Source organism: Candidatus Zixiibacteriota bacterium (genome assembly GCA_035574315.1).
In the GTDB taxonomy this organism is placed as follows: Bacteria; Desulfobacterota; Binatia; order UBA9968; family UBA9968; genus DATLYW01.
Window position 1 is genome coordinate 57,647 of the sequence record DATLYW010000031.1, and the last position, 21,794, is coordinate 79,440.

Here is a 21,794-nt window from a genome sequence, read left to right on the forward strand (position 1 = left end):
GCAATTGCGCCGCGTGCCCTGCGTTACCTCGGCGGTTCTTTCTCGGCGCGCCGGGCCGGAAGCGAGATGAGGTGGCACGCCGCTTGCGTTTCCGACGAGGAACCGCGATGAGTTACGGAGGAGCGATCATGAGACAGGCTTACGCACGCTGGCGCGCTCTCACGCCGCAGCCGCGCGTCGGCTCCGGGCGATCCCTTCCGCGGTCGGCGGGCCGCACGGCCCTGGCCTGCATGGCACGCGACGCGCTTCAGGTCATCCTGAGCGGCGGCGAAATCCTGCTCGACCGCCGCAGGGACGGGCTCCCTTTCGAGCCGGAGCAAATCCTTTCCAAGATTCTGGAGAACGCGCGCTACATCAACAACCTCATCGGCGCCCTGGAGGGCGCCGCGGGCGCCAAGGATTTCGCCGGCAACTAGAGACGGCCACGGCTGCGATCCTGCCGTCGGCGTCCTGACGTCGTTTTCCTCGGGCCATCGAGCCGCCGCGAAGCGGCGTTGAGCTTTTGCTAGGACGGGCGCTCGGTCTGCGGCGAGCCGAGAAGGTGCTTTTCCACCGCCTGGACGCGCTCGAGGAGCCGCGTCAGATGAAACGGCTTGGGCATGTACTCGTTGGCGCCGAGCTCGAGAACCTTGCTGCGGTCTTTCTCCGACGCCCCCGCGGAAACCACGATCACGTATGGAGCAGCTCCGGTGGGCCGCTTTTCGCGCATCCACTTGAGCACCGCGAAGCCGTCGACCCGCGGAAGCATCAAATCGAGCAGGACGAGCCCGATTTCCTCCTTGGCGAGAATGTCGATGGCCTCCTCGCCGTTGCTCGCCGTGCGCACGTGATAGCTGTGGCGCATGAAGAACAGGCCAAGCATGTCGCACAGAGAGCCGTGGTCTTCGACCACGAGGATGGTGAGCTTTTTCGCTGGCGCACTTTCGGGCGCGACGACCGCGGGACCGGCTTTCTGCGGGAACGGGATCACCTGCGCGCGCCCGCCGGCCCGGAACGCGGGCCCACGCAGGAAAGGCGGAGGCTCGGCTTCGAAGCGCACGACGAAACCGAGCTTGTCGCGCGCAGCTTCGATCCGCCGCTTCAAGGCACCCGCCACCTCGGCCCAATCGGATGCCGCGAGCTCGGCGTTTCCCCGCAGCGCAGCGTGCGGGGCCAGCGGCTCGCCGCTCTTGCCGATCGCATAGGTCTCGCAGAGCGCATCGGCGAGCTGCACGATCGTCGCGAGCGCCCGCACGCCGGCTTCCGCCGGGCACTCCATGGTCTGCGGCGGCTCGTGATGATAGCGGAGGCACTGAACGACCGCCGCCGGCAGATTCGCTTTTTCGGCCCATTGCGCGCCGAGCTCGGCATGATCGATTCCCAGAACTCGCGACTCCGCCTCCAGGAGAGCGACGCCTTGCTCGGTCGCGAGCCGGGCCGCATCGGCGAGCCTCTGGCTGGAGTGGCGGAGCAGAAGGACACGCCCGAGGTCGTGCAGCAAGCCCGCAACGAAGGCCAGGTGCGGCGCCGCATTGCCGGCGCCATTCGCCAGCCGCGCGGCCACAGCCGCGCAGCCCAGCGAATGCTCCCATAGCTCACGGAGCGCCGGCAGCCCGCCGTGCTCCGCGCCCTGCTCGTTCGTTTCTCTCCAGGCTTCCCCGAAAGCGGTCAGTCCAAGAGCCAGCGCGACGACCGGGTCCACTCCGAAAGCGGTGATCGCGGCGGCCAGCGTCGAGATGCCCGACGCCCGGCCGCCGGCGAAGCGCGCCACCTCGATCAGGCGGCTGGATAGCGCTCCGTCGCCCGCGATCACGCGCGCGACGCTTTGCACCGACGCCCTCTCGTTGCGCGACACCTCGGCCAGCTCGCGGACTCGGGCCGACCAGAAGCGCCCGATGATCCGTTGCTGCAGCTCCCCGCCCGGAACGATTTGTTCATCCATGGCACAATTTAATTCGGCCGGAGCCGGGCAACCCTTTAGCTTGTGCTAAAGAAATCCCTCGCCGTGACGATTTCAGCTGTGACGGACAGTCGAAGCCCGGCGGCCGGTTGCGCCCGACAAAAGGTAATCCACGTCAGTGTTTACGATCCTGGGGTTTGGAATCGTCCTCAGCGCCGTGATCGGCGGCTTCGTCCTGGAAGGCGGGCCGATCGCGGTGCTCAACCAGACGATCGAGTTCCTGATCATCGGTGGGGCGGCGGTCGGCAGCGTCGTGGCCGGCACGCCGACCAAGACGTTGCGAGCGCTCGCTGGCAACGTCAAAGCCGCCGTTACAGGCAGCGGCCATTCCCGGGCCGATTACGTGGAGCTTTTCGCGATGCTCTACGAGGTCTTCTCGGTGATGCGCAAGAGCGGCGGAATAGCGCTCGAAAAGGACGTGGATGCTCCCGACGCCAGCGAGATCTTCAAGAAATACCCGCGGTTCATGAAAAATCACGCTGCCCGCAACATGCTTTTCGACACGTTGAGGCTGGTCATCAGCGGCTCGACCAACCCCGAAGAGCTTTCGCACCTGATGGACGAAGAGATCTACACGCACGAGGAGGAGGGACGCATGCCCGCGAGCGTGCTCACCAAAACGGGAGATTCGCTCCCCGGGCTAGGGATCGTCGCGGCGGTCCTCGGCGTGATCATCGCGATGGGATCGATGGACCAGGGGCCGGAGGTGATCGGCCACAAGATCGCCGCGGCGCTGGTCGGAACCTTTCTCGGCATCCTGCTCTGCTACGGGATCGTCCAGCCGCTGGTGCAAAAGATGGAGCTCCTGCTCGTGGATAGGACCCGGTACCTGGAGTGTATCAAGACCGGTGTTTTGGCCTACCTCAACGGCGCTGCGCCGATCATCGCAGTCGAGCACGCGCGCCGCGCGGTCTTCAGCAGCGAACGCCCCTCCGCCCTCGAGCTCGAAGAGATCTGCCGGGGCAGGAAGGAGTAGCGATGACCTCGCGAAGCGGCAAGAAGCAGCCGGAGCACGGCGCGCCCGAGCGGACGAAGGTCATCGTCAAGAAAACCGGCGGGCGGCATCGCGGCCATCACGGCGGGGCTTGGAAGGTCGCCTACGCAGATTTCGTGACGGCGATGATGGCTCTGTTCATCGTCCTGTGGGTGCTCGGAGCGAGCGACAAGCGGTTCAAGGCCGGCATCGCCCACTATTTCCGGGAACCCGGAGTCTTCAGCGGATCGAGCGGCCTCGTTCCCGACGGCGGCCAGGACCGGATCGGCGCCGGCATCATCCAATCGCCCTCCCTGGAGGTGCTGCGCGCGCAGCTCCGCGAGGAGATCCGCAAGCTCAAGGAGCTGGCCGGGTTCGAGGATCAGATCTCGATCGCGATCACGGAGGAAGGTCTTCTGATCGACATCATCGACAAGGAAAAACGGTCTTTCTTTCAGATCAGCAGCGCCACGGTGGGGCCCACGATGCGCAAGGTCCTCGAGGTCATCGCGCGCCAGATCCGTGAGATTCCCAACAAGATCGTCATCAGCGGCCACACCGATGCCCGCCCGTACCACGACGATTCGTACTACTCCAACTGGGAGCTGTCGTCCGCGCGGGCGCTGAACACGCGCCGGGCTCTGGAGGAGCTGGGCGTCCAGAGCGATCGCATCCAGCGGGTCGTCGGCCACGCCGACCGCCTCCTGCGCGTGCCGGACGACCCGCTCAGCTCGGAAAACCGCCGGATCAGCATTCTCGTCCTCAAGATGGCGAAGAACGGAACGCGTTGATCAGCGCAGATCCGCAGTTGTCGCCGCAAAGTGAGGGGCAAGCTCCGGAGCAGCGAAGACGCGGAAACGCGAAATTTCAAAGTCTTGGCGCTTCGAGACGCTCGGCGTCATTGTCAGCACTGGCCTGCATCCAAGAAGCCTGGTTCATATCGGCTCCGAGGTACCGACCTCATCGTCTTCGTTGCGCAGGGGTTGACCCACGTGTTCCGCGTCAATCGCAATCGCGGAGTCGGGGATCAGCGGAGGTTTTCGATCCGCCGCTCGGGGCTGACAACGTCGAGGATGCGGACGGCGAACTTGTCCTTTACGACCACCGCCTCTCCGTGGGCCATGAGCTTGTTGTTGACCAGGATGTCGAGCGGCTCGCCCACCACCTGGTTCAGCTCCACTACTGAACCCTGGTTCAGCTTGAGAAGGTTCTCGATCGTCAACCGCGCCCGCCCGAGCTCGACCGTGACTTGCAAGGGCACGTCCATGAGGAGCGACAGGTCCACCTGCTCCGCGCTTCCCCGGCCCGCGCCGTTTTCGCTGGTTTCCTCCGCCATGGTTCCTCCGTTCCTACCGATCCTTGCGGGCGGGGCCGGCTTTTCGGGTCGGCCCCGTGACCACGACGACCTTGTTGCCGTTTCTTTGCGCGCCCCTGCCCAGAAACTTCCGCTTGCCCTCGATCCAAAGCTCGACCTGGTCGAGACCCCGGGCACCGAGTTGCAGCACGTCGCCGGGCCTCAGCCCCATGATCTCCCCGACGCTCATCTCGATCACGTCGACCACCGCCTTCACCTCGACGTCGACGTCCATCAGCGGCTGCAGCAACCGCTGGAACAGTCCCATGCTGTCCGGATCGTCGGCGATCGGCACCACCGACTTCAGCTGGCCCCGCAGCTCTTCGATCGCTGCCAGGGGCAGGGAAAAAAGGACCGCTCCGCTGACCGGCGACATGTTGATATTGTAGGTGGCCAGGATCATCGCGTCGCCCATGCTGGCGGCGTTCAACAGGTAGGGATTGACCTCGGATCTCAGATACCGCCCCTTGAGCGGCGCCACCGACTGCCACGATTCTTCCATTCCCCGCAACATCCGCTCGACGAACTTACCCAGAAACCGGTTCTCGATCAGCGTGAAATCACGCCCTTCGACTTTGGTGGTTTTTTGCCCGCTGCCGCCGAAAAAGAGCTCGACCATGGCGAAGGCGAGCCTCGCCTCGATGACCCAGAGGCCGACGCCGCGCAGCGGATCGAGCCGCACCGCGTGCATGCTCGCGGGAAGCGGAAAGCTCTGAATCAGGTGCTCGTACGAGACGACCTCCATACCGTCGAAGGCGACGTCGACCGATTTGCCAAGCTCGGTGACCACGATGCTTCGCAGCCGGCGGGCGAAATCGCTGAAAATCACCTCCAGCCCGGGGAGCCGCCCCCGCGCCGATGCCTCGCTGCGCGTGAAGTCATAGGGTTTGTAGTCGGGCGAGTCGGGCGAGGCCGGGGCTCTTTTCAACCCGGATTCCGACGCCACCGTTGCCGGCTGTTGCTTGGCGACGCCGCTCAGCAGGGCGTCGATCTCTTCCTGAGAAAGGACCTGGGCCATTTCAGCCGTTCTTCAACTCGCCCCCGCGCCGTGGCTGGCGCCGATTTGTTGACGGGCTTCCGTCAAATCCTTATCGGCAACCGGCCGAAACAACTTGAACCGGCCGGCTCCGCTGGGGACGAGCAAGGACGGTGCCACCGTGCGGCGCCGACGGGCCGATCGAAGAAACGGCGAAGTGGCTTACGGGAGGACCCGGCGCTTTTCGATCCGGAGCTGGATCTTCTCGAACGCTTTGAGGAGATCGGTGGTGGTCACGATGCCGAGGATCTTTCCGCCCTCGTCGACCACCGGGAGGCAGTTGACGCGCCGGGAAAGGATCGTTTTGAGCGCTCGGGAAATCGGCGCGTCAGGGGGAACCGTAACCGGATCGCGGGTCATGACCATGCTCACGCTCTTCCGCTCCCAGTCCGGCATGCGCCGCAGCGAGCGCAGAATGTCGCGATCGGAGATCACGCCGCATAGGCAGCCCTTGGCATCGGCTACCAGCACGTGATGGAACGAATGCTGCGCCATCACCGACACGACGTCGGTAAACCTCTGCTCGGAGCGCACCGTCAGGACCGAGCCCGTCATGATCTCCGACACCAGGACCGGTGCTTCGACCCACGTTTCCGTTTCGCTGCAGTTCAGGGCCTGTGGTTGGGCGAGCAATGCTGTTTCCTCCCGGCAGAGCCGTTTCGTTGCGCCCCCCGGCCCGCCGGGGCCGCGGCCGCGCACAGGAAACTTATCGGAAAGAAGGCGGGCTTTCTTTAATCCTTAGACCCGGTTGCGCCGACCAGCGAGAGCAACCTCGAAACAGCTGAAAGGCGGAAACCCGAAATTTCAAGGTCTTGACATCTCCAGGCTCCGACCTTCGTTACCCAGCACCGACTTTCATCCAAGCAGCCTGATTGAACCCTCGCTCAGAGTCACGACCCGTTGCCATCGCTGCAGCGGCTTGCCGTCGCGCCTCCTTCCCTCCCGCGCCAATACGCGACCGCGGAATCCGGGTCCAGCCCGAGCGCCGCGCAAAGTGCGACGTCTGCGGGCTCGAGACGCGTCGGAGGCGGGACGCCCTATCGTTTCAGGTTGGACACCTCCTCGAGCAAGGTATCGGTCACGGTGATCGTTCGCGACGAAGCCTGGAACCCTCGCTGAGTCGTGACCATCTTGACGAACTCGGTGGCCAGATCGACCGTGGAGAGCTCCAGCGATCCGGACAGCACCGTGCCGAAGCTGCCGTTGCCCGGATTGCCCAGCAGGACCGGCCCGGATTCCGGCGACTCGAGGAAAAGCGAGTTGCCGAGATGGGTCAGCCCTTCGGGGCTGGCGAAATCGGCCAGCGCGATCCTGAAGAGCGGTTGCGTTCCGCCGTTGGTAAACAACCCCGTGATCACTCCGTCCGAGTCGATGTTGATGCCGCGCAGGATGCCCGACCTTGAGCCGTCTTGGTTGAGCACGCTCACCGCCGAAGGAAGCGCGAACTGCGTCGTGCCGGTGAAATTCATGGCTGCGGCCGCGATCGTCTGGCTGGAGGCGCCGTTTGCCCACGCGATCGGCCCCACGGCCGTGATGTTGCTCGTCGCCGCGTCCAGCGTGCCGTCGGGGTTGAAGGCGAGCAGGCCGCCGGCGGCGTTCACCTGCTGGAGCTCTCCCGCGGTCCCGCCGGTGATCTCGCCGGCATTGGCCAGTACCCGGTACTCCCATTGGTTGGCCGTGGCGGTCTTGCGGAAAATGAGCGTGAGGTCATGCCCCTGTCCGAGGGAGTCGAAGATCGTCACGACCGTGGAGAAATTCGCCGCCGCGAACCAGTTCCCCGCCGTGTCCTCGGTTCCCGCAGCGTCCGCCGGTATGGCCGGGCCGGGCGTCGTCGAGGTCGCGTCGAGGTTGGCCGTGAGGTTGATCTCGGTCGTCTCGGTCGGGGAAACGATCGCCTGGCTGATGACGATGTTGCGCAGTCCGCTCACTGGGTTGCCGTCGGAATCCAGCTGCACGCCCTGCACCGCCAGACCTGCCGGATTGACCAGATTTCCCTGATCGTCGAGCGTGAACTGGCCGGCCCGGCTGTAAAAGGTCGACCCCTGCGCATCTCTCAAAACGAACATCCCCCGGCCCTGAATCGCCATGTCGGTCGGGCTGTTGGTGGTCTCCACGCCCCCCTGGACGAACGGGCGGTGCGCCGCGGCGAGACGGGAACCGAGGCCGATCTTGGTGCCGCCGATCTCGGCGCTCAGGAGATCGAAGAAGACCGCGCGGCTCGACTTGTAGCCGATCGTGTTGACGTTGGCGATGTTGTCGCCGATGATGTTCATCGCGTTGCCGTTCGCGTTGATTCCGCTCACCCCCGCGAAAAGCGCTCCTGTAAGTGCCATGACAGCCCTCCTTTCGTTGGTCTGTTTCGTTCGAAAGCCGATCTACTCCTTGAGCCTGGCCGCCTCGGCGTACATCTGATCCGCGGTCGTCAGGATTCGCGAATTGACCTGGAACGCGCGCTGGGAGCCGATCAGGGAAACGAACTCCATCGCCAGATCCACCCCCGACTGCTCGAGCGCGCCGGAGACGATGTCGCCGAAGCCACCCTGCCCGGGAGCGCCGGTCCTCGCCGCGCCCGAGCGCGCCGTCGGCGCAAACAGCGTTTCCCCGATCGGCTCGAGATCGTCCACGTTGGCGAAATCGGCGAGCACAAGGGCGCCGAGCACCTGCCGGGCGCCATTGGAATAGCGCCCGCTCACGAGCCCCTGAGCATCGATCTGGACCCCGATCAGCGCACCGGGAGCCGATCCGTCCTGTACGGCGGCGAGGAGCGCCGAGGGTCCGGCGAGCTGCGTCGTTCCGGAGAAGTCGAGGGCTCCCGCCGAAAGCGTTTGCGCGCCGCCGCCGACCCAATTGAGGCCCGTGATGTCGGTGATCGTGCTCGCGGCGGCGTCGAGCTGCCCGGACGAGTCGAAGCGCAGGAGCCCGGGAGCGCCTGCCTGGCGCAGCTCCGTGCTGCTTGGCGCTGCGGTGTCTAGGTCGCGGCGGGGAGCGAGCACGCGATACTCCCAGCTGCTTGGAGTCTCGCGGCGAAAGACGATGGTAAGCTCGTGAGCTTTCCCCAGGCCGTCGTAAATCGTCGTCACCGCGGAAAAGTTGCTGGCGGCAAGCCACGAAGCGGGGCTAGCGTCCGGACCGCTGGGAAAGGGCGTGCCGGGCATCGTCGCGGCCGGATCCAGGTTGAACTGCAGCGCGAGGCGGGAGGTCGCCTGTCCCGGCAGCGTCGTCGCCCCGGACAGGACGATGTCCCCGCCGACTCCCTGCAGCACCATGCCGTCGGCGTTCACCAGTCGGCCGTCGGCGTCGGGCCGGAACTGGCCGGCCCGCGTGTAATAGGAAGCTCCGCTCAGAGGATCGCGCACGGTGAAGAAACCGTTTCCGGCGATCGCCAGGTCGGTGGTTGTTCCGGTGGTTTCGAGCGCGCCCTGGCGAAAGGGCTTGCTCACGTGGCCCAGGCGCACCCCGTGGCCGGTTTCGACGCTGCCGCTCACGCTCGGCAGGAGGTCCTCGAACTGCGCTCTCGAGGCGCGAAACCCCGCCGTATTCAGGTTGGCGATGTTGTTGCCCGCGACCGCGAGCCAGTCGCCGAAGGCGCTGAGAGCGGTGATCGCCGTGAACATCGATCCGGGAATCGTCATGGCATCCTCCGCGAAAAGGCCGCGGCGGCGGCTGCGGCCTGCGGCCCGATGGCGACGACGGAACTGAGCGGCACCTGCACCGCGCCGATCTCGAGGACCGGCTCGGCGCCGTCGAGGCGAACGCCGGTCACCGCTCCGCGAATCCGGCCGGAAACCGGAACGCTCTTCCCGGAGGCGTCGAACGCGCTGACCTCGAAGAAATAAGGACCCGGCGGCTGCACGGCGCCCGCCGCGTTCTTGCCGTCCCAGACGAGGGCACGGTCTCCGGCGGCCTGAGCGCCGGCTTCGATTTGGCGCAGCAGCTTTCCCGCCGTATCGTAGACATCGACCACGACCCGCGCGGCGTTCGCCTCGAGCCGATAGCCCACTTCCGCCGGCCTTCCTTCGACCAGGCCGACCTGGCTGCCGGCGGCGGAGATCTCTTTGCCGACCAGTGCGGCGGCGTTGAACCGGTTGGAAAAGCCGAGCGCGTCCTGCAGGGCGCCGAGCTTCCCGTTGATCTCGATCAACTGTCCGAGGCTGTTGAACGTGGCAAGCTGAGCGGCGAACTCCTGATTGTCCATCGGCTGCAGCGGATCCTGATTTTGCAGTTGCGCGATGAGCAGCTTCAGGAAATCCTCCTGCGTGACCGTCTTGCTGGGCAGGGCGGAACCCGGGCCGCCCGAAACATGGCTGTTACCGACGGCTTGTACGGACATCGTTTCCTCTCTGATTTTTTCGCCGCGCATCGCGCCGGCGCTTCCCGGCGTCGTTCGTCGTCACACCCACAGACTCATCCCCGATCCCGGGCTGTGCCCACGTCCCGTTGCCGGCCGCCGTGAAATCCTTCGGCCGGACGGCGCTCCCGTTTCCCGGGTCCAGTCGTCGCCGTTGTTCCTTTGGCGCTGAAAGCCCTGGGCCCAACCCGCGCCGCTTTCCCGCCAGGCACCCTGCTCGATGCGGATCTCGATCAGGTCGATCGCCTTGGCCTGCAGCGCGTCGCGCAGCTCTCCCAAGTGATTTTCCACGAGCGCTTTCGCTTCCGGGCCTTCCGCGACGATGCGCGCCCGAAGCTTATCCCCGTCGACACGGAGATCGACCCGCATCCTGCCGAGCTCGGGAGGCTCGAGCTGAATGACCGCGTCTTGCTTTCCGACCCTTATGCTGTCGGCTATCGCTCCAGCCAGAGCGCCGATGGCCGCCTTCCGTGTCCCGCGCAGGGGAACGTCCGACAGCCGCTCTTCGGGAGCGCTTGGGGGCAGAGCTCCGCTGATCCCAACCACTATGGCGCCGGCTTCTTTTAGACCTGCCTGCGGGCTTTCCTGAGCGACTGCAGACTGGCGGCGGTTCTCGCCGAGCCACGCGCCCTGCTCCCTCAACCCGCCGCCGGAGCTCTCTGCCGCCGCGAGGCGAAGCACGCCGTGAACGGCCGCTTTTTCCGCAGGATCGCGCTCGACGCTGCAGGGCTCGCCCTTTCCGGGAATCGCGCCCGACTCCCGCCTAGGGGAAAGATCATGGAAAGGCAATGGATCCGTGCCGCCCCGGAGCGAAAACGACGCGTCCGGCGGTGGCGCGACCCAAGCTTGCGCCGGCCCGCGCCCTTCCTCGCCGCCTGTTTCCCGTCCCGGCGGTGAAAAATACTCCCGCGGGTGCCCCGGATCGGCCGGCCGCAACTCGCCCTGCCCCGCGCCGCCGTCGGCGTAAAGCCTCGCCGGTGCGGCGGGCTCGACGGGTGGGTTTCCGCCGGTTGCAATCGGAGCCGGCAGAGCCGCTTTGCCGGAGACTTCGGTGTCCAGGGATTGCTCCATGCTTGCCGTGCACCCGGCAGCTGCGGCGGAAGCGGGGCCGACGAGAATAGGTTTCGAAAGCTTCGGTGTAAAACCGGGGTGCGGACCGACAGCGCCCGCCGAAACTCCGGCATCGAATCCTTGCACACCGAACGGAGCGGCCGCCGTTCCGCGCGGCTGCCTGGCGGAATCAAGGGGAGAAGTTGCGCCGAGGCCCGGTTCCCCCGCCGCGAGCTCCGTTGCCCCGCAGAAGGGCGGCGCAACCGCACCGAGCCCAGCTTCCCGACGGCCGCTTTCGCCGGGAGGTTTTCCGCTGCCCTCATTGGGGTTTGCCCCCGGCTGAGGGACCAGCGGAATCAACAGGAGCAAGCCCGCGAAGACGGCGCTTTGCTGCGCGCTTTCACCGGTCGGGAAAACGGCTCCGCTTTTATCTGCGCCGCTCGGAACCCCCGTTACGTGATCGATGAGGACCATGCCGGCACGCCGGGAGAGCAAGAGGGGTGCCAGGCACTGACCCGCCGCCCCGTTTCATCGGCGGAACGCGGCGATTCTTTAGTTTTTCTTTGCGACAACCGCGAGGTGGCAGTCGAAGTCGCATGCCACGAAGACTCCCATGCGACGGAGAAAATTCCCGGAGGGGGAAAGGGTTGCATCTAGCGAGGCAACTTTTTCCCCCTTCCCGTGCCGGAAAACTCGCGCCGGCCGATCTCATCGGCGATCTTGCGCTCCTCCAGCTCGCGCTCGTAGCGAGACTTCTCTTCGAGCCTCGCCCGAAGCTGCTCGAGGCTCTTTACGCCGCGCAGCGCCTCGACGACCGCGGCGCGTTTTTCCGCGAGCGTGCCGTCGAGCCTCGCGAGCGCTTCCCGCCGCGTCGCGATGCGCGCCGCCAGGCTGTTCCGGTAGTCGGCGTGAAGCCTCAGCTCGAATCCGGTCGCAATCCCGCCCGCCAGCGCCTCGTCGGCGCCGGCCAGCTCCCGCTCGAGCTCGGCGATCTCCGCTTCCAGCAGGTTGCGCCGCTCGTTGAGCGCGCGCAGCTCCCATTGCCTCTCCTCGCGGATGCGCTGACGCAGGCGGAGCACCGCGGCGAGGCGAAACTTGAACCCGGCCACGGCGCTCTCAGCCCGCCAGCAGCTCGGCGAGCCCGCGGATGCTCGCTTCGAGCGGAACGTCCTCGTCGCGCCGCTGACACAGGTAATCGCGCAGCCGCGGTGCGAGCTCCAGGGCGCGATCGACGTCGGGGTTCTTGCCGCCAACGTAGGCGCCGATCTGGATCAGGTCCTCCGCGTCGCGCCGCGCGGCCATGATCCGAATGATCTCGCTCACGCATCGTTGGTGCTCGGGCGACGTGACGCGAGAGCGCACCCGGCTGACCGACGACAGCACGTCGACCGCGGGATAGTGGGCCTGCTCCGCGAGGCGCCGGGAGAGCTGGAGGTGGCCGTCGGTCAGCGAGCGGACCGCGTCGGCGATCGGCTCGTGCGGATCGTCGCCTTCCATGAGGACCGTGTACAGACCGGTGATGCTGCCCTTGCCCTTCCAGCTTCCCGCCCGCTCCAGGAGCCTCGGCAGCAGCGCGAACACCGACGGCGTGTAGCCCTTGGTGGAGGGGGGCTCGCCCGCCGCCAGCCCCGCCTCGCGCTGCGCCATGGCGAACCGGGTCAGCGAATCCATGAGCAGCAGAACGTCCTGGCCGCGGTCGCGGAAGTACTCCGCGATCGTGGTTGCGATGAACGCGCCGCGCACGCGCACCAGAGCCGGGGCTTCGGAGGTAGCCGCGACGACCACCATGCGGTCGCGCTCTTCGGCGGGGAGCGTCCGCGCTACGAACTCCTCGACCTCCCTGCCGCGCTCGCCGATCAAGGCGATGACCTTCACGTCGGCGCGCGTGTTGCGTGCGATCATGGCGAGAAGCGTGCTTTTGCCGACGCCCGCGCCGGCCATGATCGCCACCCGCTGTCCTTTCCCCAGTGTGACGAGCCCGTTGATCGAGCGAATCCCGATGTCGAGCGGCTCGCGGATTTCCTCCCGGTCGAGCGGGTTTGAGCTGCCGGCGTAGATCGGGTAGGAATGAGCCGCGATCACTCCCTTTCCGTCGATCGGCCGCCCCAGGCCGTCGACGACGCGGCCGAGCAGCTCCTCGCCCACGGGATAGTGGGCTTCCCGGGCCAAAGCCACCACCCGGCTCCCGGGGCCGACGCCGCGCAGCTCCCCGAGCGCGATCAAGAGGGTCTGCTCGCCGCGAAAGCCCACCACTTCCGCCAGCGTCGGCCGCCCGCCTCCCAGCGGATAGATGTGGCACACGCCGCCCACCGGAAGCCACGGGCCGCGGCTCGCAATCAGAAGGCCGGTGACTTCGGTCACGGTTCCGGAGAAGCGAAACGGCGCAACCGTCTGCAGCCGCCGGCGGTAAGGAAATAAAAGATCCTGGTCAGGCCCGGTCGCCGCTCGATCAAGTCGGCTCATGGGTGGGAGGCGGCGTCCGGCAGCGTGTCGTCCAGCAGCTGGCGCCGGACCTCGGCGATCTGTGTGGGAAGGGTCGCATCCACGATCCCCAGCTCCGTTTCCAGGCGGCATCCGCCACGGGAGATGTCTTCCGAGGCGACGACCTCGATCGTTCTCGACGTTCCGTCTCCGAACCGGACGAGGTCGGGCCGGGTTTCGCTGAGCACCTCGTAATCCGCCGGGTTGAGCCAGATCCGGATCTGCTTCGCCTCGGCGACCTCGCGCTTGGCCCGCTCCAGCACCGAGGCGACCAGCCCCGGATCCTCGGTGGCGGTCTTGCCGATGATTTTTTCTGCGATTTCCAGCGCCAGGTGGACCATCTGCGGCGCGTAGCGGGCGATCAGCCTTTCTTCGAAGACGATCAGCGCCTGCGCCGCGTCTCCGAAAGCGATCAGCGAAGGCAGGAGCTCGCGGCGGCCCTCCTCGCGCCCTTTGGCGGCCGCCTCCTCCCACGCCTGCGTCCGAAGCCTTTCGGCGTCGGACTCCGCGCGGGCGACGATCTCCCGCGCCCGGTCCTCGGCCGCAAGCAGAAGAAGATAAGGAGCGATCTCGGCCGAATCGAGAAACTCGAACTGCACCGCAGGGCCGCCGTCCGGCTCCGGCCACGCAGCCGCCTCGCCGTCGGAGGGGGACCCGGAACTGACGTCGGCGTGCTCGTAGGGTCGGAGCTCGTTTTCCGCAACCCGGTCCGCGGCGATCAGCCTAGACAAGGACGTCCTCCTTGGCCTTGCCCGCCGAGAGGTAGATCTTTCCTTCCGATTCGAGCCGTCGCGCCAGATCGATGATGTCGCGCTGCGCCGCCTCGACGTCCCGCAGCCGCACGGGCCCCATCGACTCGATCTCTTCCTTCAGCAGGGCGCTGGCCCGCTCGGACATGCTGCCGAAGATTTTCTTCTTGAGGTTCGGGCTGGCGGTACGCATCGCCATCACCCACTTGTCCTTTTCGACCTCGCGCACGAGCACCTGCATGCTCTGATCGTCGATCTTCGCCAGATCTTCGAAGGTGAACATCAATTGCCGGATGCTCTCGGGCAGTTCAGCTTCGAACCCCCCGAGCCCCGCCATTACCCGTTCTTCGGTGGCGTTGTCGACGAAGTTGAGGATCTCGGCGACCGCCCGCAGCCCGCCGACCTGCTTGCCCTGAAAATGACGTATCTCGTTGCGCAGCACCTTGGTGACCTCTTCGATCGCTCCGGGCGAGATGCTGGTCAGCCGGGCGATGCGGAAGGCCACCTCGGCTTGCTTGTCCTCCGACAGCAGCGCGAAGATCTCGCCGGCATGGGCCGGGTAGAGATGGGCGAGGATGAAGGCGACGGTTTGCGGCTGCTCGTTCTGCAGGAACTGGGCGAGCGTCTTGGCGTCCATCTCGTGCAACGCGTCGATCCCCGCGGAGTCGTCTGCGTCCTCCTGGAAGATGCGGCTCAAGATGGCAGCCGCCTTCTCCGGCCCCACGGCCTTGTTGAGCACCCGCTGGAGGTACTCGCTGGTTCCCTCGGCGAAGATGTTCGCCTTCTTGAGATAGCGGCAGGTGTCTTCCAGAACCTCCTCGATGTCCTCCGGAGCGATCTGTGCCATGCGACCGACGCCCTGGCGCAGCATGACGAGCTCCTTTTCCTGGAGCTCTCCGGCCAGCGAGGTCGCCAGCTCCTCGCCCACCACGGCGAGAAAGATCGCCGCCTTTTCCGGACCGCTGAGCGCGTTCCTGCCTCGCTGCTTTGCGTCGCTTCCCTTCACTGGGGCGCCTCCGGCATGCCGCCGTTGCCGGTCGGCCGCCCGCGGTGGCCCTCTTCCTGCAGCCAGCCGCGGATGATCCTGACGGTTGCGTCGTGATAGTCGCGCGCGATCTGGATCAGCTGTTCCTTGCGTGGATCCTCCGCCATCACGATCTTCTGCGCCGCCGCGGGAATCTCTTCCTGAGCCGCCGGCGCCGCCGCCGGCGCAACCCGCGCCGGCTGCTCCTCCGGCGCCTTCGCCGGCGGCTTTCGGCCGCGCCGCCGCAGCAAGAAGAAACCGAGAAGGCCCAAAGTGGCGAGGACGCCCGCGGCGACGCCGATTCCGGCCGGCGTTTGCACCATCTCTTTCCAGCCTGAGGTGCCCGCGGGCTGGAGCGGGGCCGGCGGCTGAACCTTGAAAGGAACGTTGGCCAGCTCGATTTCGTCTCCGCGGTCGGCGTCGAAGCCCACCGCCCGCTTCACGATCCCCTTGATCACTTCGAGCTCCTCCGCGGTGCGGGGAATGTACTTCTCGTTCTCGTAGCGCCCGTCGACCAGGACCGCCACGGAGAGCTTCTGGATCTGCCCGCGCGGCTCGACGATGCGGCTGGTGGTGCGCCCGACCTCGTAGGTCACTATCTCGCTGCCGCGCTTCGAGCCGCTCTCCGCGCTGCCCGCGCCTTCGCTGCCCGGAACGTTCGACTGCACGCCGGGTACGCCGCCCTTGACCGCCGTTTCATCCGACACCGAGCGCTGGCTGCGCACCACTTTGTTTTCCGGGTCGAACTCCTCCCTGGTCGTGAGCGTCTCCTGCAGGCTCATCTGCACGTTGGCGCGCACGACCACCTTGCCCGGGCCGAGGATCGGATCGAGCATGGTCTCGATGCGCTGCTGCAGCTCCTGCTCATATTTTTTCTTGAGCAGGCTCAGCTTCTCCGCCTCGGTCGCCGGCACCGCCGCGGCGATCTCCTTGAGCGGGCGGCCCGAGCTGTCGATCACGGTGACGCGGTCGGCGCTGAGCTTCGGCACCGAGCTGGCGACGAGATGGACGATCCCCTGCACCTGGTCCGGGCTCAGATGGAACCCCGGCCGGAGATCCACCACCACCGAGGCCGAAGGCTTCTCTTCCGGGCCGAGAAAATTGGAGCGCGACGGCAGCGCGACGTGGACGCGGCTCGACTGCACGGCCGCGATCGAGTTGATCGTGCGCGCCAGCTCCCCCTGGATCGCCCGCAGGTAGTTCACCTGCTGGGTGAACTCGCTTACGCCGAAGGGGGTCTTTTCGAAGATCTCGAAGCCGACCCCGCCGCCCAGCGGCACACCCCTGGCCGCAAGTTTCATCCGGGTCCGGTAGATCGCGTCGCGCGGCACCTCGATGACGGAGCCGCCGCCGGTGATGCTGTAAGGGATTTTTTCGGCCTCCAGCTCCTTGACGACCGCCGCGCCGTCCTGCGGCGAGAGATTGGTGTAGAGCGGTCCGTAATTCATTCGCTCCACGACCCGCAGAGCGCCGTAGGCCAGCGACACAAAGAGCGGCAGCCCGATGAACAGCAGCCGCTTCTGCTGCGGCGGCAGGAACGAGAGCAGCCGGGCGAGGATCGCTCTCAAGTCACCGGCGAATTTTTCCAGTTGCTCGATCACGGACGTTCAGGGCCCTGCGGCGGCGGCCGCCGCGAGCCGTTTACACCTGCATCCGCATGATCTCCTGATAGGCTTCCAGGACCTTGTTGCGCACCTGCATCATCAGGCGAAACGACAGGTCGGCCTTTTCCAGAGCGATTATCGTCTCCTGCAGGTCTCCCGCGCCTTCGCCGACCAGCTGTCGAATCGCGTGGTCGGCCTTTTGTTGCAGGTCGTTCACCTCGCCCAAGGCGTTCTTCAACACCGTGCCGAAGTCGGTCTTGGGCTTGTCCTCGACACCTTTCGCTTCCGGAGCGGTCGTCGCCCTGCGGATCAGCTCGACGGTCTTGATTGTGTTCATGGTGTCCCTCGCTGGACGTCGCGCTGCCTAGAACGCGCGCCCGATCTCCAGCAGCTTTCGAATCAAACCCTTGGTGGTGTTGAAGGCGGCCAGGTTGGCCTCGTAGGAGCGCACGGCCGCCAGCATATCGACCATCTCCTCGACGACGTTGATGTTCGGCACCGAGACGTACCCCTCTGCGTCCGCGTCGGGATGATGGGGATCGAAGATCTTTCTCGGCGGCCGGCTGCTCTGCCTGACGCCGGCGACCTCGACGGTCAGCGGCTCGAGGCCCGGTTCCGCCGCCCGGTCGCTCAGCAGCTCGGCGAAGCCGTCTTCCGCTGGCGCCGTCCTGAAGATCACGTCGCGCCGCCGGTACGGCCCCCCTTCGGGCGTGCGCGTGGTATCGGCGTTCGCGAGATTGCCTGCCACCACCGTCATCCGGCTGCGCTGCGCGTTCATCGCGGCGCCGCTGATGGAGAACAGCTTGAACAGGTTCACCGCTCCTACCTCCTTCCCTCGCTGATCGCGAAGCGCAGCGCGGCCAGCGTGCGCGAGAGCAGCGTCAGGTTCGCCTCGTAGGCAAGCGCGTTCTCCGCCAGCAGGGCCATCTGCCGGTCGATGCCGACCGAGTTCCGGTCCAGGCGGGCCTCGCCGTGACGGTTATCGGGATACTCCGGCTCGTAAATCGCCGCCCGCCAGTCGACCCGCGGTGCCGAAGGCCCTTCGGCGGCCCGGCCCGTCTCGCCGCCCGCCGAAGGATCGCCCTCGGCTGCGGCCCGCAGGATCGATCCAAAATCGAGGTCGCGCGGGCGATAGCCGGGCGTGTCGGCGTTGGCGACGTTTGCGCTCAGGATCTCGTGGCGCGCGGCGCGAAGGCGCGCCGAGAGCTCGAGGAGCTGCTGGCTGAAACTGAAAAGCCTCAGGCCGGCCATGGCACCGCCTCCCGTGCGCCTCGCGCGCGGTACTGCTTGAGCTTGTTGCGGAGCGTGCGCACACTGATGCCGAGCGCCCTCGCCGCCCGCGTCCGGTTGCCGTTGGCCTGCTTGAGCGCCTGAAAAATGAGCCGCTCTTCCATTTCCTTCATCGAGAGCCCCGCGCCGTCGCCGCCGGACAATTCCGGAACCCCCGGCGCGCTCGAGCCCGCGAGGCCGATCCGGCAGGTCTCGACCGCTGGCGGGGGCAAGAGATCCGCCTCGTCCTCGAGCATCAGATGGCGAGGCTCGATCGTTCCTCCCTGCGCCACGATCGCGGCGCGCTCGAGCACGTTGAACAGCTCCCGGACGTTGCCGCGCCACGAGTGGCGCCGCAGCCGCTCGCAAGCCTCCGACGCGAGACGCGCGCCCGGGTAGCCTCGAGTGGCGAAAAAAGCCCGCGCTAGGGGCTCGATGTCGTCGAGCCGCTCGCGCAGCGGGAAAATCCGGATCGGAACGACGTTGAGCCGGTAGAAGAGGTCCTGGCGAAAGGTGCCGGCGCGGATCATGGCGTGGAGGTCGCGGTTGGTGGTCGCGATGACGCGGATGTCGACCGGCAGCGGCTTTTTCCCTCCCACTCGGTCCACCTCGCGCTCCTGCAGCACGCGCAGCAGCTTCGCCTGCAGGGAAAGCGGCATCTCGCTCACCTCGTCGAGCAGCAGCGTACCCCCGTGGGCGAGCTCGAATTTGCCGGGCTTGCTGGCGACCGCTCCCGTGAACGCGCCGCGCTCGTGGCCGAAAAGCTCGGATTCCAGCAGCCCCTCGGGCAGGGCCGCGCAGTTGACCGCGACGAACGGTCCCGCGCTGCGCCGGCTGTGCGCGTGGACGTAGCGCGCCAAAAGCTCCTTCCCTGTGCCGCTCTCGCCGTGGATCAGGATGGAGGCGTGCGACCTGGCGACCTGGCGGGCGAAGTCGAGAAGGGCGAGCATGCGCGCGTTGGTGGCGACGAATCCGCCGTCGGCTGCCGCTTCGGGCTCCGCCCCGCCGTCGCGGGCGAGGGCGGCCTCCACGAGCGAGACCAGCTCCCGGTAGGAAAACGGCTTGACCACGAAGTCGAACGCGCCGATCTTCATTGCCGCCACCGCTTCGGGCACGGTCGCAAAGCCGCTGATCATGATGAACGGCACTTCCGGAAAGCCCTTCAACAGGTCGAGACCGCTCATACCGGGCATGCGCACGTCGCTGACGACCAGATCGGCGCCGCTCTGCCGGAGATGGCGCTCCGCCTCCTCGCCGCTGGCGAAAAGCGCGGTGCGGTAGCCGGCGCCCCCCAGGGCGTCGCCCAGAGCCGCGCGCATGGTGGGGTCGTCGTCAGCAATCAGGATTTGCTTCTGCATCGCTTCGCGTCTCCTCGGCCGCAGGCAGGCAGACGTTGAACTGGCTGCCGCGTCCGGGCGTCGACAGAACTTCGATCGAGCCGTGGTGCGCGTGGACGATCTTGTGCGTCAGCGCCAGGCCAAGCCCGGTCCCGTTCTTTTTCGTGGTGAAGAACGGGTCGAAGATCCGCTCCCGGTTCTCCGGTGGAATGCCGCCGCCTTCGTCGATGACCTTGATCTCGACGGCCCGGTGGATCCGCCCGTTCATCGTGGCGAAAGGCGCCATTTCCGCTTTGAGTTGCACCCGCCCGCCCGCGGGCATCGCTTCCTTGGCGTTGACCACGAGGTTGAGCAGCGCCTGAACCAGCAAACCGCGGTCGCCCCAGATCGGCGGCAGGCCGGGCTGAATGGCGAACGCGAGCGACCACGGCGGATCATTGAACAGCGGTACGCATTCCACGAGCAGGTCTTTCATCAGCAAAGGCACCGGCAGGAGATCGGGGGAGATCGACGGCTCCGCGGCGAAGCACAGCAGGCGCGAGAGCGTGGCGTGCAGCCGGCGCGCGGCCGCGAGGATCTCCTCGGCCGCCCGCCGCGGGTCCTCGACCGCATTTTCCTTGAGCAGCGATGCGTAGAGCTCGATCCCGCCGAGGGGATTTCGCACCTGGTGCGCGAGCTCCGACGCCATCAGGCCTAGCGAAGCCAGCCGGCGCGTCCGCGCGGCCTCCGCTTCGAGGCGCTTCAGCGTGGTGGTGTCCTGGAAAATCACGACGTAGTCGCTGCGGGAGCCTCCCGCCGCCACCTCCGAGACCACGAAGTGGAGCGGCCTCACGATCCCGTCGGGTCCCTGAATCATCTTCTCGCATTCCAGAGGGAGAAAGCTCCTGTCGCCGCGCCGGAGCCTGGCGGCCAGTGTTTTTCCCAGCAGCTGCCCGGCGCGCTCCGCGTCGATTTCCCCCGCCAGCTCGTTCAAGCGCCGATTGGCGAACGTCGGCTGCAGATCGCGACCGAGGATGAGGACCCCGGCGTTGAGGCTTTCGAGCACCGAGAGGAGATACGCCCGGGCTTCTTCCCGTTCCCGCAGGCTCTTTTCGAGCTCGCGGTGCTGGCTTTCGAGCTCGCGCGTCAGGTGCTGAGCGCGCTCCTCGAGCCTGCGGTATTCCCGAATCAACTCCAGGCTGTTCTGATTGAACCAGCCGATGAGATGCTGGAGCGACTCGACCTCGATCTCCGGTTCGCTGACCGCAATAGTCATTCCTTGCCTCCGTTCCCGCGCGGCGGACGCGTCGGCTTCTGCCCCGAGCAAGCTCCGTGCCACGGTTTTCACCGAGGGCACGAGAGTTACTCGGCTCTCAGGCGCATCCTCGCGTCTGCCCGTGAGCCGCGGCCACGGGCGGTGTCAAAGAAAAGTACCGCTCCGTCAGGATCCCGACGCCGCCGCCCGCGGGCGCCAGGCGCGGCTGCAGCATGCCCTTCTTGCGCAGGCGCTCGATCAACGTGGTGCGATTCAAACGGAGCAGCTCGGCGGCGGCGGTCTTGTTGCCGCGGCTGCGCTCGAGCGCCTGACGAATGAAGCCGTTTTCGATACTTTCGAGGACGCCGTCGAGGTCCACGCCCTCGTCGGGAAGCGATACCTCGGCGGCCGCCGCGCTCCGCCGCGCCGCCGGCTGGAGCACGTAGTCGGGCAGCTCGCCCACCCGGATCACCCCGTCCTCGTTCAGGACCACGAGCCGCTCGATGAGATTCTCCAGCTCGCGCACGTTTCCCGCCCATTCGTAGCTTTCGAGGGCCTGCATCGCCGCGGGATCGATCTCGAGAGGCCCTTTGCCCTTGCGCCGCCCGTGAAGCGAAAGGAAATGGCGGACGAGAAGCGGGATGTCGCCCCTGCGCTCGCGCAGCGGCGGAAGCTCCAGCGGAAGCACGTTCAGACGATAGAAGAGATCCTCGCGAAACTTCCCTTCACGAACCGCCGCCCGCAGGTCCCGGTTGGTTGCCGCGACGACCCGGACGTCAACCTGCACCGGATGGTCGCTTCCGAGCGGCTCGAACCGTCGCTCCTGCAGCACGCGCAGCAACTTCACCTGCAGCTTCGGGCTCATCTCGCCGATCTCGTCGAGGAACAAAGTCCCCCTGTGGGCGAGCTGGAAGCGGCCTTGCCGGGCGTGAATCGCGCCGGTGAACGCGCCGCGCACGTGGCCGAACAGCTCGCTTTCGAGCAGCTCCTCGGGAATGGCCCCGCAGTTGACCGGAACGAACGAGCTGTCGCGTCGATGGCTGAACTGGTGGATTGCACGGGCGGCAAGCTCCTTGCCGGTCCCGCTTTCACCGGTGATCAGGACCGTGGCGTCGCTTTGCGCCATCTTTCTGACGAGCTCCTGGATCCGACGCATGGCAAAGCTCTCCCCGACCATCGCCGCAAACGCTTCGCTGCCCCTTTCCTGCGCCGCTCCGAGAACCCGATTGTCCATTCGACCTCCCGTCAAAGCCTTGTCGCGTCAGAAAAACGTTGGCCTTGCCGCCGAGCAAAACAGAGGCCAGCAGGAACGAAGCCGCCGCCGCCGCGCCTAAGTTGCCGACATTTTCGCTGAAAGCTTCGCCCCGCGGCGTGCCGCAACGCCGATCGTGCGGTG

At 66.6% G+C, this 21,794-nt stretch carries 22 protein-coding genes; 3 read left to right on the plus strand and 19 right to left on the minus strand.

Features of this window, described 5'->3' with window-relative positions; all coding sequences use genetic code 11:
* The first annotated feature begins 107 nt into the window (after window positions 1-107).
* The gene (locus VNN77_10520; GenBank protein ID HXG51827.1) at window positions 108-416 is read left to right on the plus strand and encodes a hypothetical protein; all 309 of its coding nucleotides are present in this window, start codon (window positions 108-110) and stop codon (window positions 414-416) included.
* Window positions 417-505: 89 nt separating this feature from the next.
* On the opposite strand, the gene VNN77_10525 is transcribed toward VNN77_10520, so the two are convergent.
* Complete coding sequence (locus VNN77_10525; GenBank protein ID HXG51828.1) at window positions 506-1,921, minus strand: HDOD domain-containing protein; 1,416 nt, start codon at window positions 1,919-1,921, stop codon at window positions 506-508.
* A 136-nt stretch (window positions 1,922-2,057) separates the two neighbouring features.
* On the opposite strand from VNN77_10525, the gene motA reads away from it, so the two are divergent.
* Together motA and VNN77_10535 are read left to right on the plus strand one after the other, a co-directional pair.
* Window positions 2,058-2,915: a flagellar motor stator protein MotA gene (motA, locus tag VNN77_10530; GenBank protein HXG51829.1), complete on the plus strand. Its 858-nt coding sequence runs from the start codon at window positions 2,058-2,060 to the stop codon at window positions 2,913-2,915.
* Between the two features lie 2 nt (window positions 2,916-2,917).
* Window positions 2,918-3,703, plus strand: coding sequence for a flagellar motor protein MotB (locus tag VNN77_10535; protein ID HXG51830.1), 786 nt, complete (start codon window positions 2,918-2,920; stop codon window positions 3,701-3,703).
* A 236-nt stretch (window positions 3,704-3,939) separates the two neighbouring features.
* Here VNN77_10535 and fliN read toward each other — a convergent pair whose 3' ends face one another.
* The 18 genes from fliN to VNN77_10625 all read right to left on the minus strand — a co-directional run bounded on the left by fliN (window position 3,940) and on the right by VNN77_10625 (window position 21,632).
* The gene (gene fliN, locus VNN77_10540; protein HXG51831.1) at window positions 3,940-4,248 is read right to left on the minus strand and encodes a flagellar motor switch protein FliN; all 309 of its coding nucleotides are present in this window, start codon (window positions 4,246-4,248) and stop codon (window positions 3,940-3,942) included.
* A gap of 13 nt (window positions 4,249-4,261) precedes the next feature.
* Window positions 4,262-5,284 (minus strand): flagellar motor switch protein FliM, encoded by a 1,023-nt coding sequence (gene fliM / locus VNN77_10545; GenBank protein HXG51832.1) that lies wholly within the window; start codon window positions 5,282-5,284, stop codon window positions 4,262-4,264.
* A 180-nt stretch (window positions 5,285-5,464) separates the two neighbouring features.
* Window positions 5,465-5,935, minus strand: a complete 471-nt coding sequence (locus tag VNN77_10550) for a CBS domain-containing protein (GenBank protein HXG51833.1) — start codon at window positions 5,933-5,935, stop codon at window positions 5,465-5,467.
* A 404-nt stretch (window positions 5,936-6,339) separates the two neighbouring features.
* Entirely contained in the window at window positions 6,340-7,635 is a 1,296-nt protein-coding gene (locus VNN77_10555; GenBank protein HXG51834.1) for a flagellar hook protein FlgE, read from the minus strand.
* A 42-nt stretch (window positions 7,636-7,677) separates the two neighbouring features.
* Window positions 7,678-8,934, minus strand: coding sequence for a flagellar hook protein FlgE (locus tag VNN77_10560; GenBank protein ID HXG51835.1), 1,257 nt, complete (start codon window positions 8,932-8,934; stop codon window positions 7,678-7,680).
* Entirely contained in the window at window positions 8,931-9,632 is a 702-nt protein-coding gene (locus VNN77_10565; GenBank protein ID HXG51836.1) for a flagellar hook capping FlgD N-terminal domain-containing protein, read from the minus strand. The genes VNN77_10560 and VNN77_10565 overlap by 4 nt, the downstream gene beginning before the upstream one ends.
* 60 nt (window positions 9,633-9,692) lie before the next feature.
* Window positions 9,693-10,721 carry a flagellar hook-length control protein FliK gene (locus tag VNN77_10570; protein ID HXG51837.1) on the minus strand — a complete coding sequence of 343 codons (1,029 nt, stop codon included), beginning with the start codon at window positions 10,719-10,721 and terminating at the stop codon, window positions 9,693-9,695.
* A gap of 632 nt (window positions 10,722-11,353) precedes the next feature.
* Entirely contained in the window at window positions 11,354-11,809 is a 456-nt protein-coding gene (gene fliJ, locus VNN77_10575; GenBank protein ID HXG51838.1) for a flagellar export protein FliJ, read from the minus strand.
* Window positions 11,810-11,816: 7 nt separating this feature from the next.
* Complete coding sequence (locus VNN77_10580; GenBank protein ID HXG51839.1) at window positions 11,817-13,163, minus strand: FliI/YscN family ATPase; 1,347 nt, start codon at window positions 13,161-13,163, stop codon at window positions 11,817-11,819.
* The gene (locus tag VNN77_10585) at window positions 13,160-13,912 is read right to left on the minus strand and encodes a FliH/SctL family protein (GenBank protein ID HXG51840.1); all 753 of its coding nucleotides are present in this window, start codon (window positions 13,910-13,912) and stop codon (window positions 13,160-13,162) included. The genes VNN77_10580 and VNN77_10585 overlap by 4 nt, the downstream gene beginning before the upstream one ends.
* Complete coding sequence (gene fliG, locus VNN77_10590; protein HXG51841.1) at window positions 13,905-14,936, minus strand: flagellar motor switch protein FliG; 1,032 nt, start codon at window positions 14,934-14,936, stop codon at window positions 13,905-13,907. The genes VNN77_10585 and fliG overlap by 8 nt, the downstream gene beginning before the upstream one ends.
* Window positions 14,933-16,555 carry a flagellar basal-body MS-ring/collar protein FliF gene (gene fliF, locus VNN77_10595; protein ID HXG51842.1) on the minus strand — a complete coding sequence of 541 codons (1,623 nt, stop codon included), beginning with the start codon at window positions 16,553-16,555 and terminating at the stop codon, window positions 14,933-14,935. Before fliF ends, fliG begins: the two co-directional genes overlap by 4 nt.
* A gap of 40 nt (window positions 16,556-16,595) precedes the next feature.
* On the minus strand, window positions 16,596-16,895 hold the full coding sequence (fliE, locus tag VNN77_10600; GenBank protein ID HXG51843.1) for a flagellar hook-basal body complex protein FliE: 300 nt from the start codon (window positions 16,893-16,895) through the stop codon (window positions 16,596-16,598).
* A 27-nt stretch (window positions 16,896-16,922) separates the two neighbouring features.
* A complete protein-coding gene (gene flgC / locus VNN77_10605) occupies window positions 16,923-17,375 on the minus strand; it encodes a flagellar basal body rod protein FlgC (GenBank protein ID HXG51844.1) in 453 nt (150 codons plus the stop codon).
* Window positions 17,376-17,380: 5 nt separating this feature from the next.
* Window positions 17,381-17,809 (minus strand): flagellar basal body rod protein FlgB, encoded by a 429-nt coding sequence (gene flgB, locus VNN77_10610; protein HXG51845.1) that lies wholly within the window; start codon window positions 17,807-17,809, stop codon window positions 17,381-17,383.
* Complete coding sequence (locus VNN77_10615; protein ID HXG51846.1) at window positions 17,797-19,185, minus strand: sigma-54 dependent transcriptional regulator; 1,389 nt, start codon at window positions 19,183-19,185, stop codon at window positions 17,797-17,799. The genes flgB and VNN77_10615 overlap by 13 nt, the downstream gene beginning before the upstream one ends.
* Window positions 19,160-20,419, minus strand: a complete 1,260-nt coding sequence (locus VNN77_10620; protein HXG51847.1) for an ATP-binding protein — start codon at window positions 20,417-20,419, stop codon at window positions 19,160-19,162. Before VNN77_10620 ends, VNN77_10615 begins: the two co-directional genes overlap by 26 nt.
* A 97-nt stretch (window positions 20,420-20,516) precedes the next feature.
* Entirely contained in the window at window positions 20,517-21,632 is a 1,116-nt protein-coding gene (locus VNN77_10625; GenBank protein HXG51848.1) for a sigma 54-interacting transcriptional regulator, read from the minus strand.
* Between the last annotated feature and the right edge of the window lie 162 nt (window positions 21,633-21,794).

Coding starts and splice junctions, on each gene's coding strand:
- VNN77_10555 (HXG51834.1), bottom strand. CDS start 7,635: ATGGCACTTACAGGAGCGCTTTTCGCGGGGGTGAGCGGAATCAACGCG.
- VNN77_10615 (HXG51846.1), bottom strand. CDS start 19,185: ATGCAGAAGCAAATCCTGATTGCTGACGACGACCCCACCATGCGCGCG.
- fliN (HXG51831.1), bottom strand. CDS start 4,248: ATGGCGGAGGAAACCAGCGAAAACGGCGCGGGCCGGGGAAGCGCGGAG.
- VNN77_10520 (HXG51827.1), top strand. CDS start 108: ATGAGTTACGGAGGAGCGATCATGAGACAGGCTTACGCACGCTGGCGC.
- VNN77_10565 (HXG51836.1), bottom strand. CDS start 9,632: ATGTCCGTACAAGCCGTCGGTAACAGCCATGTTTCGGGCGGCCCGGGT.
- flgB (HXG51845.1), bottom strand. CDS start 17,809: ATGGCCGGCCTGAGGCTTTTCAGTTTCAGCCAGCAGCTCCTCGAGCTC.
- VNN77_10560 (HXG51835.1), bottom strand. CDS start 8,934: ATGACGATTCCCGGATCGATGTTCACGGCGATCACCGCTCTCAGCGCC.
- fliM (HXG51832.1), bottom strand. CDS start 5,284: ATGGCCCAGGTCCTTTCTCAGGAAGAGATCGACGCCCTGCTGAGCGGC.
- VNN77_10620 (HXG51847.1), bottom strand. CDS start 20,419: ATGACTATTGCGGTCAGCGAACCGGAGATCGAGGTCGAGTCGCTCCAG.
- fliE (HXG51843.1), bottom strand. CDS start 16,895: ATGAACACAATCAAGACCGTCGAGCTGATCCGCAGGGCGACGACCGCT.
- VNN77_10580 (HXG51839.1), bottom strand. CDS start 13,163: ATGAGCCGACTTGATCGAGCGGCGACCGGGCCTGACCAGGATCTTTTA.
- VNN77_10625 (HXG51848.1), bottom strand. CDS start 21,632: ATGGACAATCGGGTTCTCGGAGCGGCGCAGGAAAGGGGCAGCGAAGCG.
- VNN77_10570 (HXG51837.1), bottom strand. CDS start 10,721: ATGGAGCAATCCCTGGACACCGAAGTCTCCGGCAAAGCGGCTCTGCCG.
- VNN77_10535 (HXG51830.1), top strand. CDS start 2,918: ATGACCTCGCGAAGCGGCAAGAAGCAGCCGGAGCACGGCGCGCCCGAG.
- VNN77_10525 (HXG51828.1), bottom strand. CDS start 1,921: ATGGATGAACAAATCGTTCCGGGCGGGGAGCTGCAGCAACGGATCATC.